Raw genomic sequence first — 18,266 nt, 5'->3', positions numbered from 1 at the left:
GTAAGGTATTTTATTTGGAGGTTTTTATGTCATTTCTATCAAAAAATGGAGCAGGTATCTTGGCCTGCCTTCTCATTTCAATCGTATCTTGGTACTTAGGAGGATTCTTCCCTGTTATTGGCGCGCCCGTTTTTGCCATTTTCATGGGAATGCTCCTACATCCCTTTCTCTCGTCCTATAAACAACTGGATGCTGGTTTGACCTTTAGTTCTAAAAAATTGCTCCAATATGCCGTTGTCTTGCTTGGTTTTGGTCTCAATATCTCGCAGGTCTTCGCAGTTGGCCAATCTTCACTCCCTGTCATCCTGTCCACTATCTCAATAGCTCTGATTATTGCCTACTTCTTCCAGCGCTTCTTTGCACTGGATACAAAACTGGCTACCTTGGTTGGAGTGGGTTCTTCTATCTGTGGGGGTTCTGCCATTGCGGCGACAGCGCCCGTTATCCATGCCAAGGAAAAGGAAGTAGCCCAAGCTATCTCTGTTATCTTTTTCTTCAATGTCTTGGCTGCGCTCATCTTTCCAACCCTCGGCACCTGGCTTCATCTATCCAATGAAGGCTTCGCCCTCTTTGCAGGGACTGCGGTCAACGACACTTCCTCTGTAACGGCTGCCGCCAGCGCTTGGGACAGTCTTTACCAAAGCAATACCCTCGAGTCTGCAACCATTGTTAAACTCACACGTACTTTGGCCATTATCCCTATCACGCTCTTTCTATCCTACTGGCAAAGTCGCCAACAAGAAAACAAGCAAAGCCTACAACTGAAAAAAGTCTTCCCACTTTTTATCCTGTACTTTATCCTTGCCTCTCTCCTCACTACACTACTCACCTCTCTCGGTGTGTCCAGTAGTTTCTTTACCCCTCTCAAAGAACTCTCTAAATTCCTTATTGTCATGGCCATGAGTGCTATCGGTCTCAAAACCAATCTGGTCGCTATGGTCAAATCCAGTGGAAAATCCATTCTTCTTGGAGCCATCTGCTGGATTGCCATCATCCTCACTAGTCTTGGTATGCAGACCCTTATCGGTATTTTCTAACACAAAAGGTAGCCCTCCAGCTACCTTTTCTTATGCTTCCTCAATCAAGCGTGTATGTTCTCTCTTGATGCAACGATTCATCACGATATCATCACATCCACCAGCACGCAAGATCTCTTCCGCTTCTAGACTTTCAAGTCCTAGCTGTGCCCAAAAAATCTTAGCATCAGCCTTGAGAAAATCACGCGCCACATCTGGCAAAAATTCACTGCGACGGTAAACATTGACAATATCTACAGGAAAAGGAATCTCTGCTAGACTAGCATAAGCCTTTTCACCCAAGATTTCACCACCTGCCGCCTTGGGATTGACTGGGATAATTTTATAACCCCGAGCCTGCATTTCCTTGGTCACTCGATTGCTAGTTGTTTCCTCACGGTCTGACAAGCCCACCACAGCAAGGGTTTTGCTCGTTGCTAGATACTGACGAATCATGCCATCACTTGGATTGATAAATTCTTGACTCATAGAAATCCTCCTTTTTCATCAGTATAGCACAATTTGAAAAGGCTTGCATAATTCTACTACAAAAAGGAGGACTAGCCCCCTTTTTATTTAGCCTCGTACCAAGTTGCCCCTTCATTTTCATCTGCGATGAGGGGAACACTGAGTTGAATAGCTTCTTCCATGGTTTGTTTGACCAATTTTTTCATCTCTGTCAATTCAGATTTAGGAACTTCAAGGACGATTTCATCGTGCACTTGTAACAACATCTTGGTCTGATAAGAACCTACAACCAAGGCTTTATCCAGCTGAATCATAGCAATCTTGAGAATGTCTGCTGCCGAACCCTGGATAGGTGAGTTGATAGCAGTTCGCTCCGCAAAACCACGAATGTTGAAGTTGCGCGAATTGATATCTGGCAACTCACGACGACGCTTGAAGAGGGTCTCTACATAGCCCTTATCACGCGCCTCACGCACCACTTCATCCATGTAGTTTTTAATACCTGGGAAGCGTTCAAAGTAGGTATCAATGTAGGCTTTGGCCTCCTTACGGCTAATGCCCAAATTATTAGACAAACCAAAGTCTGAAATCCCGTAAACCACTCCAAAGTTAACCGCCTTGGCATTACGACGGTCGTTTGGAGTCACATCCTCAGGACGCTCAATGCCAAAGACCCGCATGGCTGTCGAAGTATGGATATCTGCCCCCTCTTGAAAGGCCTTAATCAAGTGCTCATCCTTAGAGATATGCGCCAAAACGCGCAATTCAATCTGTGAATAGTCCGAGCTGAGAAGGACACTATCCTCCCACTCAGGCACAAAAGCCTTACGAATGAGACGTCCTTGCTCCAATCGCACAGGAATATTTTGCAAGTTTGGATCCACACTAGACAGACGCCCAGTCTGGGTCAAATCCTGAACATAGCGAGTATGAATCTTGCCATCAGCCAAAATCCAGTCCTGCAAACCAATTACATAAGTCGATTGAATCTTAGCAATCTGACGGTAGTCAAGAATTTTCTTAACAATCGGAGCAATAGGAGCCAAACGTTCCAAGACATCCACCGCTGTCGAATAACCTGTCTTGGTTTTCTTAGTGTACTCTAGAGGAAGTCCCAATTTTTCAAAGAGAAGCACGCCCAACTGCTTAGGCGAGTTGATATTAAACTCCTCACCAGCCAGTTCGTAAATCTCCTGAGTCAGTTTTTCAATAACAAGCTCATTTTCAGCCTGCATCTCAAGCAAGGTCTCTTTCTTAACCGTAATCCCAGCAATTTCCATCTTAGCAAGGACAAAAGCCAGAGGTTGCTCCATATCATAAAGAAGCCCTAATTGCCCATTTTCGCTGAGTTTTTCAAGCAAAACAGGCTCAGTCTCAACCAAAACTGCAATCTTACGAGCTAAGTGTTCCAAGAATTTCTCGCGTTCAGGAAGGGCCTTTTTGATTCCCTTACCATAGAAAGTCTCATCATCAACCAAATAAGTCTGACCATAAAGACTAGCAATAGTCGCAATTTCATTGTCCTCCACAGTCGAAAGGAGGTATTTAGCCAAACGGCTGTCAAAAGCAGGTGCCTGCAAATCCACACCCAAACGATGCAAGAGAACTTTAGCCTTCTTAAAGTCATAAACTCTCAGAGGTGTTTTTTCTAGAAAATCCTTGAAAATCGGGTCTTGCAAAAGCTCAAGCTTGTCTGTAGCATAGATCTTATCCCCACAAGACCAGGCAAAACCAACCAAATTATCCGTATGGTAATTCTCACCAAAAAGCTCAAAATGGAAGATAGACTCCTCACTCAGCATATCTTGACTGATTTGGTCAACAATAGTAAAATCCAAACTCTCAGCCACATCAGCTGACGACACATTTAAAGCCTGCTTGAGCTGTTTGAAACCCATCTCATCGTAGAATTTTCCAAGATTTTCCACATCTGGACCACTATAGACCAAATCCTCCAAACCAATCTCAATCGGTGCCTTGGTATCAATGGTCGCCAGTGTTTTCGACAAAAAGGCCTGTTCCTTATCATTGATGAGATTTTCCTTCATCTTAGAAGCCTTCATCCCATCGATATTTTCATAAATCCCCTCAAGCGAACCATGCTCCAGCAAAAGCTTGATACCTGTCTTTTCACCGATTTTGGTCACCCCAGGGATATTATCCGACTTATCACCCATGAGCGCCTTGAGATCGATAAACTGAGTCGGTGTAATGCCCATCTTTTCCATGAGATAGTCTGGCGTAAAGGCCTCAAACTCAGCCACACCTTTCTTGGAAATCTCAACCACCGTATGCTCATCCGTCAGCTGAATCAAATCCTTGTCCCCACTGACAATGGTAATATCAAAACCATCCTGCTCTGCTAGTTTATCCAGTGTCCCAATGATGTCATCCGCCTCATACTGAGCCAACTCATAGTGACGAATCCCCATATGATCCAGCAACTCACGAATGAAAGGAAATTGCTCACGAAACTCATCAGGAGTCTTAGCCCGACCACCCTTATAGTCCGCATACATCTCTGTACGGAAGGTCGTCTTTCCCGCATCAAAAGCCACCAAAATATGACTTGGCTCAACCCGCTCCAACAAATGGCTCAACATCAACTGAAAGCCATAAATCGCATTGGTATGCAAGCCAGCCGCATTCTTAAAACGGTCCAACTGCTGATAGAGCGCAAAAAACGCCCGAAAAGCAACAGAAGACCCATCAATCAATAATAATTTTTTCTTATCCATACACCCATTATAAAGGAAAGCACCAAAAAATACCATTAGGAAGAGCCAGACCAAGTATTTTTCAAACTTTTTCCGAATAAGTAGATAGAGCCAGAGAATCCAGTAAACCTAGATTTAAAAATGTGCTATAATGAAAGGAGAAAGAGTATGGCATTACGTCATCCGGGTATCAGCCCAACCAATGACTTGGTTGCTAAGAAAATTTTCAGCAATCCAGAAATCACTTGTCAATTTATACGCGATATGCTGGACTTGCCAGCAAAAAATGTGACCATTTTGGAGGGAAGTAACATTCACGTCTTGTCTTCCCTGCCCTACTCGGCCCAGGATTTCTATACCAGTATAGATGTCTTGGCGGAGTTGGACAACGGTACTCAAGTAATTATTGAGATTCAGGTGCATCATCAGAATTTTTTCATCAATCGCCTGTGGGCTTACTTATGCAGTCAGGTCAATCAAAACCTAGAAAAAATTCGTCAGCGTGAAGGTGATACTCACCAGAGCTACAAACACATTGCCCCAGTATACGCTATTGCTATTGTCGATAGTAATTACTTCTCAGATGACTTGGCTTTCCATAGCTTTAGTATGCGAGAGGACACGACAGGCGAGGTCTTAACCATCACAAATAACGGTCAAGAAAACCATCTGGTCAAGATGGCGTTCTTGGAATTAAAAAAATACAGAGAAACCAGCAAAGACGAGGTTCGCAAGCCGTGGTTGGAGTTTTTCGGTAATAAGCCCTTTACCCAAGAACCCGAGCGAGCCATCAGCCAGGCAGACCAACTGCTGGACTACAAGAGCTGGTCTGAGGAGGACAGGAAAATGTTTAGTCAACTACGTATGCGCGAAGAACAGGCATTGTTGGCACAGGACTATGCCTTGGAGCAAGCTGAGGAAAAAGGTTTAGAGCGTGGTCTTGAACGCGGTCGTGCTGAGGGTATTGAACAAGGACTTGAACGAGGACGATCTGAGGGTATTGAACAGGGTTTAGAACGTGGAAAACTTTTTGCCTTCTTAGACATGGTCCGCCAACATGTTTTAACTTCCGAATTTGCGAGTGAACAATTGGGTATGACCGTCGCTGAGTTTGAGAAGCTATTGAAAGATTATCACCAATAATGGACAAGAAAACCATCTAGTCAAGATGGCATTCTTGGAATTAAAAAAATATAGAGAAACCAGCAAAGACAAGGTTCGCAAGCCATGGTTAGAGTTTTTCGGGAATAAACCCTTTACTCAGCAACCCGAGCGAGCCATCAGCCAGGCAGACCAACTGCTAGACTATAAGAGCTGGTCCGAGGAGGACAGGAAAATATTTAGTGAACAACGCAGACGTGAAGAACAAGCCTTGTTAGCTCATGACTATGCCTTAGAGCAAACTGAAGAAAAAGGATTAGAACGTGGTCGAGCAGAAGGTATTGAACAAGGGTTAGAACGTGGCCTTGCAGAGGGCATTGAACAGGGGCTGGAGCGTGGGAAAGTTGAAGGAAAAATCTTTACCTTTCTAGATTTAGTACGCCAACATGTTTTAACTTCCGAATTTGCGAGTGAACAATTGGGTATGACCGTAGCTGAGTTTGAGGCACTACTAGATTATCACAAATAAAAGTCCAAAACACTATCTTTGGTTTTCGGTCATCCTTAGAGTGCTTCGTTTGGCAGTCTTCTCCTAGGATCTTTTACCATTCTTCTTTTAATTCCAGCTATACCGTTTAAAACGTCTATCGGAGAGCACTTGACTAGATTCATATTCATAATTCATATCTCTATTTCATCATTTTTTGTTTCGCAGGAAGTCTAATGAAATTCTATGTTTGTGACCTATATAGTCATAAATTTAATTAACTGAAAGTTTTTATATATTTGTAAGGAAATAATTAAATGGTAACAACAAAAGTTAATTTTTATTTGTTAAAACATTATTCCAACAAATAAAGTCATTTAATGAGATTGAATAATTAGTATGCTTGCCTTCTCTCTTTAATTCTTCTATTTTAGAGGTTATTATAGAGCGTAAGTTCTGACTAATATTTCGAGTCTTAAATGCTTGTAATTCGACAGTCTCATCCAATGCAATAGTATACGACTTGCTACAATCAATAAATGATGGTACTCTAAATCTATTGTTAGTTTGATCATCATTTATAATTAACACGATTTCTGGATTACTGAAACCATCAGGAAAATAAACTCTGTTTTCTTTACCGAGAATACTAGAAATAGAATAAAATTCAATGCTCGAATTGGAAATATAATTACCGACAAACAATTGATGAGGTACTATAGTCCCCGTAGGATCATTTGGAAATTTTACTCACGCAATAAGTATATCTATTTATGAAAACACCAACTCTCCATCCAATATTTCTAAAAAGATTGGGAATTCTGTTGGTGCCACCTGCTGAATTACATTCAAATAATCTTCCGATGTCAAATCCATATCATCGTAGTATAGATATGTGTTTCTGTTAATAACTTCTTTGTGTAGATTTTCCAAATCAACTGTCTGATAGACTGAGTATAAATTTTTCATATAAGCAATGATTGATGAATTCAATTTTTGAAAGTCTAAACGTTCATTTCGAGATGCAGCTCTCCAAATGTTGTGTAGATGCGTTTCTTCACTTAGCTCATTGGATGTTTTATTTCCATAAATAAAATTAACAATTTGAATAATTGTTTTTTCTTTGTCAGAAACTACATTTGTCTCACGCTCGCTATTAGAAATCAAATCATGATATCTAAATTCTATATAAACATCCCTAATAACCGGACCATTATCCCAACGCTCGAAAGAATTGTTAATTAGATTTTCTTTAAATACTGAAAAGTACATTAAGCTAGAGAAATATAGTAATTTATTAAGCTTCAAATTGTTATCATAATTCCCAACTTTTAGATCAGGATTGATTGAAAGAACATATTTGGCTAAAACAATTGTATCCATCATTCTCTGAACCTCCTTTAAATTTTTTGATCTATTTTAAATAGATTGTAAATTTGTAAAAATACCAATACCGCATTAACTCTTTATTTCCTCGGAATTACATCATATACCTGTTTCAAATGTACATTTTTTAACATTTTGTCAATTGTTTTATTTATTTTTATTTTAGATATTATGATATAAAGTTGTAAGAGAACCACATACAACAGCATTTATTTAGTTGTATCTGTCAAAAAAATCTACAAAACAATATCACTATTACATAAGATATGATTTACTCTAGTTATCTCGTAATTAAGGTAATGAGCTATTGATATAGGGTTAATCTCCCTAAACAAGAGTTTAAGCCGACAGAAGCTAGATGGACTAAAAGTCATATAACAAAGGAGGATGAGAAAAAGTCTTGGAAATCAGAAAAACACATAGTATCAGGTATTGAATAACCTTGTTATTATGCGTTCTATTGTGGGAAGATTTACCCCATTTTCGTCTGAAATTGACTTTTTGCCCAGCCTCCATAATAAACTATAAAACAAATTGAATTAATAAAATTATCATACTACTATTATAGAAAAAATGAAAACTAAAACTTTAATTGTTGTTATTTATTTCTTTCTTTAGTAGTTTTAATTTTTCTTTAATATTTACTTGGTGATGATCTTTTAATGTTATAATCCATTCTTTATCTTCATCTCTATATGGTTCTCTAAAAAATCTATTTATAAATTTTCTCAACTGAGAAATGAATGACCATCCTAAATTAGAAGTTTCATTTATAAGATTAAAATCATTGATTGTTTTATTTTCATTAACACCATTAAACAAGTATCTTAATATTAAAATGTCACAAAAGTTAAAAGGCATTACATCGTCTTTAAACTGCAATAAAGACATATATGGTCCACCTTGTTTAGTGTCATTAGTAATTAGTGAACATATCCCTAATGTCTGAGCTAAGGAAATCGCATAAACCTCACCTAAGTCACTAGTTCCATAGAGAATTCTATTTTCTTTAAAGTTATTTGTGAATACTTGAAAAACTTTTAAACTGTCCAAATCTTGGTCTCTATATAGTTTTATTTTTCCCCTTTCAATGTCCGAATCTACTAAACTTAGGATATCTTTACCATGATTATTTAATTCATGATTTCGTATGTATTCATGGATTAGTATTCCTTCTGAAAAAAAATCAAATAATATACTTTGACAATTTGCCCTATAAAGATGAATAATGACATTTGTATCTAAAGAGGCTTTCAATACTCTATACCTCCGATTAGTTCATCTATATCATCCAACTCATTTTCAGTTTCCGGTTTAATTTTCAATTCATCACTAATATCATCAAGTGTTAGATTATAGTATTGTAAAGTTTTTACTAACGTTTCTTGAGGGATTGCATTTTTATTGTAGTTAAAAATTGCGTAATCAATATATTCGTGAGGTAAATCAACGACATCACTTACATCATTAAGTTTTGAATTTCCTCCAACACTTCTCAATAGATTGCTAACTTTCTTCTCGATTTTTTCACTATCAAGTTGCAATTTTTGTTCAGACGTTATTATTTCTAAATTTTCAAGTCTATTCAGTGTCATATCAAAGCTGACATTAAATTCTGACATCATTCTTGCAATATCTTTTGCAGAAAGTTTTTCCTTAGATGTTTTATCCAACTCTATATCAAGAAAGCGTTCTATTTCATCTCTTGGCATCAATAAACAGGCAGCAAAATAATTGGCTTCTTGTTCATGCACATTCAATTTTTTCCCACCAAGAGTCTGTGAATTATCTATATAAGATGTACTCGTAGAAAAATGTAACTCAATATGTCCAATCTCATGAGCTAATGTGAAAATCTCTCGAGCTAGACGGACGCTGCTATTTGTAAATATAATCGTATCTTTGTTTCTTTGAACTGAAAAACCCAAATCAGAATCCTCTCCTAAAGGATATCTAATCACTTTATAGCCTAATCTTTCGCAATCCGTAAATAAATCAATAATACCATATCTACTCTTTATACATTTTTCTCTTACTATATCCACTTTTTTTCTAATTTGTTTTTTTCTACTATCTTCCATAAAAACACCTAATCTTCAAATCCAGTAAGTCGACTATACACGTTTTTATTCGCATAAAATAAATCTAACATCTCAAAAATTTTTTCTGAAGAGCCTTTTATATCACCCGATCTATATGCTACACTTGGTGATTCATCTAAAACTCTTGTTATATCTCCAACTGTTACATTAAAAACTTCAGCAATCTTTGTTAATACGTCCAGCGTAATTCTATTCGTTCCTTTCTCTATTCTTGCATATTTTTGACGACTTACACCTATTTTCTCGGCAACAAATTCTTGATTTAGTAGTTTTGCCTTTCTTAATGACCTGATGTGGTCACCTAATAATTCATTCATTTTACTCCTCCTTAATTTTCCAAAACTATTATATCAAAAAATATAACTTCATTCAACCTTAATGTTACAAAAACAAAACATTCTTGATGCTTTTTGGCGTTATTGGAGGAAGCTTTATATTCCAAAAAATTGACAAAGCAATATCATTATTACATAAGCTATGATTTACTTTAGTTATCTCGTAATTAAGGTAATTACCTATTTATTTATGGATAGTTTCCCTAAATAAAATCAAAGAATCTCAAAATCTACTCACTACAATTGAACAGAAAGCCTTTCCCTCACAATCCAAAAATAGGACACCGTCTTACCGCTGCCCCGTCAAAAATTTAAAATTTTTATTTGATGAATCTATTGTACCAATCTTTTTTTAATGTATAGTGAATTTTTTCCCAGCCTCTATATAATTACGCAAAACAATAATTACCTTTTAAGTCGGATTTAGATATTGCCCCTTCTTCGAAATCGATAGAATCTTTCTTGATTATATCTATATTATCGTGAGTTCGAAGAGTTGAGATTGTAATACAAGCTAAGAAATACCAATGCATTACTCGCAATAATTCAGGATTATTTTTGGATGCAATTATTTCATCTATTTCTTTATCTAACTGTTGCTTCAGAGAACCCTCAACTTTTTTAGAATTTTTCACTATCGTTGAAACATCTGACTTTGTCTCTACAAAAGACAATACAACTTTAGTTAAAGCTGGATATTTCTCTTCGTATTCACAAATCATGTCTTTTATTATATATTTTTCTTGGAAAAGTGTGTATAGAAGATTATATACAAACATTTTCTTATGTTTTTTTGTATCTTGTAGATAGAAAAAGAAACCAAGTAATACAACAATAATTAAAAATAAAATTGTACCCATATTATTCTACCTCTTTTTATTATGAAATATTTTTTCTAAATCGTTAATTCTCTTATCTCTATTAACAATTATTTTATTGAGCTCTTCAATAACCTTGGCTTGACTGTTAAAGGTCGTCTCATAATCTTTCCGTCTTTCTTCTTGTAATTTAAAAACAAAATGATAAGCACCTAACGCCACTATAATACAGACTCCCAATGGAACATTGTACCCAAAAAATTCTTTTAATGACTCAATCATATTCATTCATTTATTTAATCCTATTCAAAAAAATCGTGAGACTAAATATAATCCCTACCACCAGTATAGTAATCTTTTTGTATTTTTTCAACACATTTTTCAAGTTATTGTGATTCGAATGTGATAGGCGAATATGATATTCTTAAAATCAAAAAACAGGAGATTTCTCTCCTGCTTTACATCCTAGTTACAGAAAAACTACACCCACTCACCGTTGGCATTTACTGTGTAACCATTGATTGTAGTGCTGACAGCAAGGGCACCTGAGCTATAAGCATAGTACCATTTACCTCCAACTTGGAACCAGCCTGTCTTCATAGCGCCTGAGCCATCAAGATAATACCATGTACCACTTTGGTTCAACCAGCCAGTTTGCATTGCACCTGAATTATTAAGATAATACCACTTACCATCTACAAGTTTCCAACCTGTCTGCATAGCACCTGAGCCATCAAGATAATACCATGTACCATTTTCTTTTATCCATCTAGTACTCATTTTACCTAAACTGTCGAGATGGTACCAACTACCATTTATCAGTTTCCAGCCAGTTTGCATGGCACCTAAATCATTGAGATAGTACCAATTGCCATCAACTTGTTTCCAACCAGTTCCCATCACACCAGTTTCATCCAAGTAATACCATGAACCATCTTTGACCCAACCTGTCTTCATTCCATCTTCTTTAGAGAAATAATACCAGTCACCGTCAATTTTCTTCCATCCAACAGAACGGTTTCCTTCATTATCAATAAAGAATTTTTTACCATCAATTAAAACAATATTTGGTGTAAGAACACCATCTTTTTCATTTAGATAGTATTGTTTATCACCTAAGGTTAGTAGCCCTTTTTTCATTGCTCCATCAGTTTCAAAGTAGTAGGTCTTACCATCAATCTTTTGCCAGCCAGTAACTTTTTTACCATCCCTGATATAGTAGACTTTACCATTTTCGGTTTTGAACTGTCCCACGCTTGCATTCGTACCTTGATTTTGGTTATTGCCTGCACCATTATTGGCATTAGCATTATTTGGGTTGCTATTTCCACTATTATTCACATTACTATTGTTAGTCGTTCCAGTATCATCTGTAGATTTTTCTGGTGTATACACATGGAAAAGAACACCATCTACCAATTTACCAGTAGAGTATTTATATTTTGGAATATCTGGATGACTTGTATCTGATGCTGCAGTTCCTGTACGGGGAGCCTTAATATCAATAGGGATATCACTACCCTTTTTGTATTCTACAAAACGAACTGTCTTTATTATTGTAGAATTTGAGCTAGATGTTGAACCGTGATTATTATCAGTACTAGCACTATTGTTTTGGTTATTATCTCTATGATATGGATTTGTTGGAATACTATTCGTGCTACTTGTGGTATCAGTAGGAGCATACATATGGTAAAGAATACCCTCTTCCTCTCTACTGCTAGTATATTTATAATTAGCAATATCTGGATGACTTGTATTAGATGCAGCTGATCCTGCAAGAGCTTCTTTAATATCAACTAGTCTACCATTTTGGAATGTTACAAAATGAATTTCCTTAAATGATGAAGCCGATTGAGCACCTGTAGACGATGTACCAGTTCCTGTACTTTCAGCGTTCACTGGTTGAATTGCAGCCATAGCTAGCGCAGAAGTAGCTAGCAAGATACCTGTAAGTGTTTTCTTCATAAGAAAAACCTCCTTTGTTAACCTATTAAATTTATTTCATTATATTCCTTTTCTATAATTAATGCAATAAAAAACATAAAAAGTGTAGAAATATTTAAAGGTAAAAAGCTCTTCTTTATGTAGCATATATTTAATACAATTCCTCATGCCCCAATAACTAGACCTGTCAAAAAAAGAAAAAACTAGGAGATTGTTCTCCTAGTCTTATTTATATATCGGTATTATACCAACTCACCACTTGCGTTAACTGTGTAACCGTCAGGAGTAGTTGTATTTACAAGCAAAGCACCTGAAGCATTTAGGTAGTACCAGTGACCACTTACATATTTCCAGCCTGTTTGCATTGCACCTGCACCATCTAGGTAGTACCAGTGACCACCTACATATTTCCAACCTTTTTGCATTGCGCCTGAACCATCTAGGTAGTACCAAGTTCCGTTGTCTTTAACCCAACCTGTTTGCATGATACCATCTTTATCTAGGTAGTACCAAGTGTCGTTATCTTTAAGCCATCCAGTTGCTTTATTTCCTTGAGCATCTTTCAAGTAAGTCCATTGACCTTTAGCGTTTTTAGCCCAACCTTGAGTAGCTTGACCATGCTCTCTAAAGTAACGAGCATTTCTTTGCTCAGGTGTTTCATTCAAGATGTAGTACTTACCTTCTTTTTTAACAGCTGTATTCCAAACTGTTTGGAAATGTTTAATCGCTTCATTTCTAACCTTAGCATATGCTTCTTCATAAGCTGTCTTAGCTTTAACAACTGCTAATTTGTATGGAGCTAAACGTACATCACGGTCATGAGCAAAATTTTCTGGAGCATTTTCTGCTTTACCATACTCTGCTACAGTTTTATTAAATTCTGCCTCAGCGTTTGCTAATTCTGCTTGAACTTTTTCAAGTTCTGCTTTCTTCACTTTGAGGTCTTCATTGTGAGCTGCGATATATTCATTAACTCTATCAGCAGTAATAAATTCTGTTTGGCTGTTATAAACATCATACTTTCCACCACCTACTAATGGTTGATCGTATGCACCTGGAAGGTTAGCCCCACCATTAACGTCTGCTGAAACAGCTTGAACAGCACCAAATGCTGCAAGAGCGACTGCGCTTGTCAATAAAACTTTTTTCATCGTTTTATCTCCTTTGTTTTTCATTATATATTTTTTCGTAAGACTATCTTACTACCATACAGTATATAAATATTTGCAGGATTTGTCAAGAGTTTTCTTATGTTTTTTAAACTTTTTACCTATTTCTTCGAAAAAAGGAGAAGAAAACTAACTCGCGAAAAAATTCCCCCTGAAATACTCTAGCCTCCAAGTTGACATTTCGCAACTACTCATCCCTCAGATGATATCTTTTATATCTAAACTATATAGATAGTTAGACAGAACTTACTTCCTTGGTATTATCTTACAAACCCTTGTAAAAGTCAAGTAAAAACGGCAAGTATTTGGATAACACTTGCCATTTCATCAACTTTCTACTATATAAAGATTGAACTCATAATAAAGCCTCAAATTCAGCGACAGTCATGCCCAATTGCTGACTGGCAACCTCTGAACTCAGAAGACCTTGGCGTACCATATTCAGGAAAGCAAAGAGTTTTCCTTCTTCCCTCCCTTCAACTTTCCCACGTTCAAGTCCACGCTCCAGTCCCTGTTCAATACCTTGTTCAATTCCCTCAGCCCTAGCTGTTTCCAAGGCATAGTCCTGTGCTAACAAGGCTTGTTCTTCGCGCATACGTAGTTGACTAAACATTTTCCTGTCCTCCTCGGACCAGCTCTTGTAGTCTAGCAGTTGATCTGCCTGACTGATAGCTCGCTCGGGTTGCTGGGTAAAGGGTTTATTCCCGAAAAACTCCAACCACGGTTTGCGAATGCTATCTTTGCTGGTTTCTCTATATTTTTTTAATTCCAAGAATGCCATCTTGACTATTAGTGCTAGTCTTACAACAACGCCTCAAACTCAGCGACAGTCATACCCAATTGCTGACTTGCTATCTCGGAAGTCAGGAGATGTTGGCGAACGAGATTTAGTAGCATAGACAAACTTCCTTCAACTTTCCCACGCTCCAGTCCCTGTTCAATGCCCTCTGCACGACCACGCTCTAAACATTGTTCAAGACCTTGTTCGATACCTTCTGCTCGACCACGTTCTAAGCCTTTTTCTTCAGCTTGTTCCAAAGCATAGTCCTGTGCTAACAAGGCTTGTTCTTCTCGCATACGTAGTTGACTAAACATCTTCCTGTCCTCCTCGGACCAGCTCTTATAGTCTAGCAGTTGGTCTGCCTGGCTGATGGCCCGCTCGGGTTCTTGGGTAAAGGGCTTATTCCCGAAAAACTCCAACCACGGCTTGCGAACCTTGTCTTTGCTGGTTTCTCTGTATTTTTTAGTTCTTATTTATGATGCTCTTTCAATAGTTCTTCAAACTCAGAGACAGTCATACCCAGCTGCTCACTCGCAACCTCAGAAGGCAAAAGACCTTGGTGAACCATATCTAGAAAAGCAAAAAGTTTCCCTTCTTCCCTAGCTGTTTCCAAGGCATAGTCCTGTGCCAACAAGGCTTGTTCTTCGCGCATACGTAGTTGACTAAACATCTTCCTGTCCTCCTCGGACCAGCTCTTATAGTCCAGCAGTTGGTCTGCCTGGCTGATGGCTCGCTCAGGTTGCTGGGTAAAGGGTTTATTCCCGAAAAACTCCAACCATGGTTTGCGAATGCTATCTTTGCTGGTTTCTCTGTACTTTTTTAATTCCAAGAATGCCATCTTAACCAGATGGTTTTCTTGACCGTTATTGGTGATGGTTAAGACCTCACCTGTCGTGTCTTCTCGCATACTAAAGCTATGAAAAGCCAAATCATCTGAGAAGTAATTACTATCTACGATGGCAATAGCATATACTGGTGCGATATATTTGTAACTCTGGTGAGTATCACCTTCTCGTTGGCGAATTTTTTCGAGGTTTTGATTGACCTGACTGCACAGATAAGCCCACAAACGATTAATGAAAAAATTCTGATGATGAACTTGGATTTCGATAATAACCTGCGTGCCATTGTCTAACTCTGCCAAGACGTCTATACTGGTATAGAAATCCTGCGCCGAATAGGGCAAGGAAGGCAAGACGTGAATGTTACTTCCCTCCAAAATCGTCACATTTTTGGCTGGTAAATCCAGCATATCGCGGATAAATTGACAAGTGATTTCTGGATTGCTAAAGATTTTCTTAGCAACCAAATCATTGGTTGGGCTAATGCCCGGATGTCTTAGAATCATCCTTTTCCTCCTTTTATTATACCACAGTTTTAAATCTAGGTTTCCTAGATTCTCTGGCTCTATCTATTTATTCGGAAAAGAGACAAAAAAACCTGAGAATCATCTCAGGCTTGGTCATTAAATCTTTTTCTCAATACTGAAAAGTGGAGAAAGTGGGCGTTTTTCATGGATACGCACGATAGCATCCCCTAATAGGTGAGCGATTGAAATCTGCTCAATCTTATCAATCAAACGTTCTTCTGGCAGATAGATAGTATCCAAAACAACCAATTTCTTAATAGCTGATTTTTGGATATTGTCCATAGCAGGACCAGAAAGAACTGGGTGCGTACAGCTTGCATAGACTTCAACAGCACCAGCTTCTGCAAGGGCATCTGCCGCATGACAAATCGTTCCAGCAGTATCAATCATATCATCAATCAAGATACAAGTCTTGCCTTCGACCTTACCGATGATGTTCATGACTTCACTGGTATTCATCTTATCAACACTGCGACGTTTATCAATAATAGCGATAGATGTTTTCAAAAATTCTGCCAACTTACGAGCACGAGTCACCCCTCCATGGTCTGGGCTGACAACCACATAGTCAGAACCAACCATGCCACGACGCTCAAAATAATCCGCAATCAGAGGAGCACCCATCAAATGATCCACAGGAATATCAAAGAATCCTTGAATCTGCGCAGCATGCAAGTCGATTGTCAACAAACGATCCACTCCAGCTACTTCAAGCATATTTGCGACAAGTTTTGAAGTGATTGGCTCACGCGCTCTCGCCTTTCTATCCTGACGTGCATACCCATAGTAAGGCATGACAACATTGACAGATTCTGCACTCGCACGCTTCAAAGCATCCACCATAATCAAAATTTCAAGCAGATTGTCATTTACAGGCGAACTAGTTGATTGTAAGATAAAGACGTGTTTCCCACGGATTGATTCTTCGATGTTGACCTGAATCTCTCCATCTGAAAATTGGCGAACACTTGATTTCCCCAACTCTATCCCAATCTCCTGCGCCACACGTTCTGCCAATTCTTTATTAGAAGAAAGGGCAAACAGCTTTAAATCAGAAAAAGACATGATTTCCTCCGGTATATATGTATCGCTTGTGCTTTTCACAAGATTTTCCATCTACCATTGTAGCGCTTTTTACACTATTTTTCAATCAAAAATAAAAGAAGGGCACCATATTTGTACCCTTGCATCATTCTTTTGAAAAATATTCTAGTTCATTATCTCATCGTTCTTCTCAACAAAGCGATAAGCCTGATAAAAACCATAGAGAGTAATAGCTGTAACCACTGGAATCGCTAAGGGCAACTCTGTCTCCAATTCTACAAAAGGAGAGTTAAACAAGAAATGAGTTCCCAAGGCTAAACCTAGGAAAATAAGCCCCTCTTTCTTGCCAACCTTCTGCCCTTTATAGGCTCTGTAAAGCAAGTAAACACCTACTACAGCCAGACCTGAAAAAGCCCAGTGAGAGGCAATTCCTGAGATGATACGCTCTAAAATCCTCGAAATAGTAAAGTCAAATCCCTCTGGCAAATCCGTACGAATATAGCCAATATCCTCAATCATTTGGAATCCCAAACCAGAAGCAATCCCTAGTAAAAACAAAGATTTTAATTTTTGCACAGGAATCAAAGCTAAAACAAAGACAAGTGGCAACAATTTCAAGGGTTCTTCTACCAAAGGAGCCACAATAGCACTTTCAAAGGCATTTAAAAATGCACTATCTGGGAAAAGAACCCCCAATAAATCATGGATATAGGTATTAGCAAAGCTAGACAACCAACCTGAAAGGAACATCCCTCCCAATAAAGACAGAATCAAGGCCTTCTTTGGTAATTCCCATTTTTTCCCAATACGGAAAAGGAAATAAAGAGCCGGAATCATGTAAAAGAGAGCTAGAAAGATAGAAACTCCCATTAGTCCATATTCCGCACCTGACATCGAACCATCCGTATAGTAGATGGTTTCATACTGTACACCAATACATAGCAATAAGATAAAAATAAATAAAATACTGTTTTTCTTCATACACTTTCTTTCTAAATGAATTTTTTACAATTCTACGACTGTCATACTTCCTGTATCCACATCGTAAATAGCACCAGAGATAATGACATCATCTGGTATTAGGGGAGACTCGATAAGGAGTTGCATATCCTCGCGCACACTCTCCTCTATATTTTGGAAGGGCAAGAAGTCCTGGTCTGACACATCGACACCTAGTTCCTCTTTCAGATACTCCTGAAAAGGACCATTTTCAAAAGTCTGAGCACCACAGTCTGTATGGTGCAATACCACAATCTCTCTTGTCCCCATTTGTTGCTGGGAAATCACCAGCGAACGAATCATGTCTTCTGTCACTCGACCTCCAGCATTCCGTAAGATATGAGCATCCCCAAGTGCCAATCCCAAAGCTTGCGCAACGTGCAGACGAGAGTCCATACAGGTCACAATGGCAACTCTTGTTTTGGGTTTAAGTGGCAGATTTAACTGCCCATGTAGGGCAACATAAGCCTGATTGGCTTGCATAAACTGTTCAAAATACGACACGATTCCCTCCTCGAAAATTTGAT

At 38.2% G+C, this 18,266-nt stretch carries 16 protein-coding genes and 3 pseudogenes; 3 read left to right on the top strand and 16 right to left on the bottom strand.

Going from position 1 to position 18,266, the window contains the following annotated elements:
• Positions 1 to 26 precede the first annotated feature (26 nt).
• Positions 27 to 1,037, top strand: a complete 1,011-nt coding sequence (locus tag QS39_RS02395) for a YeiH family protein (RefSeq protein ID WP_077804532.1) — start codon at positions 27 to 29, stop codon at positions 1,035 to 1,037.
• 30 nt (positions 1,038 to 1,067) lie between these two features.
• Here the strand turns inward: QS39_RS02395 and QS39_RS02390 are convergent, their stop codons facing one another.
• Together QS39_RS02390 and polA are read right to left on the bottom strand one after the other, a co-directional pair.
• Entirely contained in the window at positions 1,068 to 1,505 is a 438-nt protein-coding gene (locus QS39_RS02390; protein WP_077804531.1) for a CoA-binding protein, read from the bottom strand.
• 83 nt (positions 1,506 to 1,588) lie between these two features.
• Complete coding sequence (polA, locus tag QS39_RS02385) at positions 1,589 to 4,222, bottom strand: DNA polymerase I (RefSeq protein ID WP_077805505.1); 2,634 nt, start codon at positions 4,220 to 4,222, stop codon at positions 1,589 to 1,591.
• 147 nt (positions 4,223 to 4,369) lie between these two features.
• Here polA and QS39_RS02380 point away from each other — a divergent pair, with 147 nt between their 5' ends.
• Positions 4,370 to 5,344 (top strand): Rpn family recombination-promoting nuclease/putative transposase, encoded by a 975-nt coding sequence (locus QS39_RS02380; RefSeq protein ID WP_077804530.1) that lies wholly within the window; start codon positions 4,370 to 4,372, stop codon positions 5,342 to 5,344.
• A pseudogene (locus QS39_RS11150) lies at positions 5,334 to 5,831 on the top strand (RpnC/YadD family protein); the annotation flags it as partial. The gene QS39_RS02380 and the pseudogene QS39_RS11150, both read left to right, overlap by 11 nt.
• A 729-nt stretch (positions 5,832 to 6,560) precedes the next feature.
• On the opposite strand, the gene QS39_RS02370 reads toward QS39_RS11150, so the two are convergent.
• From QS39_RS02370 to QS39_RS02305, 14 genes and pseudogenes are all read right to left on the bottom strand, one after another.
• Entirely contained in the window at positions 6,561 to 7,175 is a 615-nt protein-coding gene (locus QS39_RS02370) for a Panacea domain-containing protein (protein WP_077804528.1), read from the bottom strand.
• 588 nt (positions 7,176 to 7,763) lie between these two features.
• Positions 7,764 to 8,432: a PIN domain-containing protein gene (locus QS39_RS02365; RefSeq protein ID WP_077804527.1), complete on the bottom strand. Its 669-nt coding sequence runs from the start codon at positions 8,430 to 8,432 to the stop codon at positions 7,764 to 7,766.
• On the bottom strand, positions 8,429 to 9,256 hold the full coding sequence (locus QS39_RS02360; RefSeq protein ID WP_077804526.1) for an ImmA/IrrE family metallo-endopeptidase: 828 nt from the start codon (positions 9,254 to 9,256) through the stop codon (positions 8,429 to 8,431). Before QS39_RS02360 ends, QS39_RS02365 begins: the two co-directional genes overlap by 4 nt.
• 8 nt (positions 9,257 to 9,264) lie before the next feature.
• Positions 9,265 to 9,594: a helix-turn-helix transcriptional regulator gene (locus QS39_RS02355; RefSeq protein WP_077804525.1), complete on the bottom strand. Its 330-nt coding sequence runs from the start codon at positions 9,592 to 9,594 to the stop codon at positions 9,265 to 9,267.
• 407 nt (positions 9,595 to 10,001) lie between these two features.
• Positions 10,002 to 10,472 carry a hypothetical protein gene (locus tag QS39_RS02350; RefSeq protein ID WP_077804524.1) on the bottom strand — a complete coding sequence of 157 codons (471 nt, stop codon included), beginning with the start codon at positions 10,470 to 10,472 and terminating at the stop codon, positions 10,002 to 10,004.
• Positions 10,473 to 10,478: 6 nt separating this feature from the next.
• Positions 10,479 to 10,718 carry a hypothetical protein gene (locus QS39_RS02345; RefSeq protein ID WP_077804523.1) on the bottom strand — a complete coding sequence of 80 codons (240 nt, stop codon included), beginning with the start codon at positions 10,716 to 10,718 and terminating at the stop codon, positions 10,479 to 10,481.
• Positions 10,719 to 10,910: 192 nt separating this feature from the next.
• A complete protein-coding gene (locus QS39_RS11610) occupies positions 10,911 to 12,398 on the bottom strand; it encodes a PspC family transcriptional regulator (RefSeq protein WP_077804522.1) in 1,488 nt (495 codons plus the stop codon).
• Between the two features lie 221 nt (positions 12,399 to 12,619).
• On the bottom strand, positions 12,620 to 13,528 hold the full coding sequence (locus QS39_RS11545) for a PspC-like choline-binding domain-containing protein (protein WP_000757035.1): 909 nt from the start codon (positions 13,526 to 13,528) through the stop codon (positions 12,620 to 12,622).
• 373 nt (positions 13,529 to 13,901) lie between these two features.
• A pseudogene (locus tag QS39_RS02330) lies at positions 13,902 to 14,336 on the bottom strand (Rpn family recombination-promoting nuclease/putative transposase); the annotation flags it as partial.
• An 11-nt stretch (positions 14,337 to 14,347) separates the two neighbouring features.
• A pseudogene (locus QS39_RS11145) lies at positions 14,348 to 14,800 on the bottom strand (Rpn family recombination-promoting nuclease/putative transposase); the annotation flags it as partial.
• Complete coding sequence (locus QS39_RS02320; protein ID WP_077804520.1) at positions 14,797 to 15,675, bottom strand: Rpn family recombination-promoting nuclease/putative transposase; 879 nt, start codon at positions 15,673 to 15,675, stop codon at positions 14,797 to 14,799. The gene QS39_RS02320 and the pseudogene QS39_RS11145, both read right to left, overlap by 4 nt.
• 117 nt (positions 15,676 to 15,792) lie before the next feature.
• The gene (locus tag QS39_RS02315; protein WP_000010158.1) at positions 15,793 to 16,761 is read right to left on the bottom strand and encodes a ribose-phosphate diphosphokinase; all 969 of its coding nucleotides are present in this window, start codon (positions 16,759 to 16,761) and stop codon (positions 15,793 to 15,795) included.
• A 144-nt stretch (positions 16,762 to 16,905) separates the two neighbouring features.
• A complete protein-coding gene (locus QS39_RS02310) occupies positions 16,906 to 17,721 on the bottom strand; it encodes a PrsW family intramembrane metalloprotease (protein WP_077804519.1) in 816 nt (271 codons plus the stop codon).
• A gap of 24 nt (positions 17,722 to 17,745) precedes the next feature.
• On the bottom strand, positions 17,746 to 18,243 hold the full coding sequence (locus QS39_RS02305; RefSeq protein ID WP_077804518.1) for a beta-class carbonic anhydrase: 498 nt from the start codon (positions 18,241 to 18,243) through the stop codon (positions 17,746 to 17,748).
• Positions 18,244 to 18,266: the final 23 nt, after the last annotated feature.

The sequence above is a fragment of the Streptococcus mitis genome, from assembly GCF_002005545.1.
GTDB classification, from domain to species: domain Bacteria; phylum Bacillota; class Bacilli; order Lactobacillales; family Streptococcaceae; genus Streptococcus; species Streptococcus mitis_I.
This window is presented reverse-complemented; position numbering and strand designations above follow the sequence as displayed.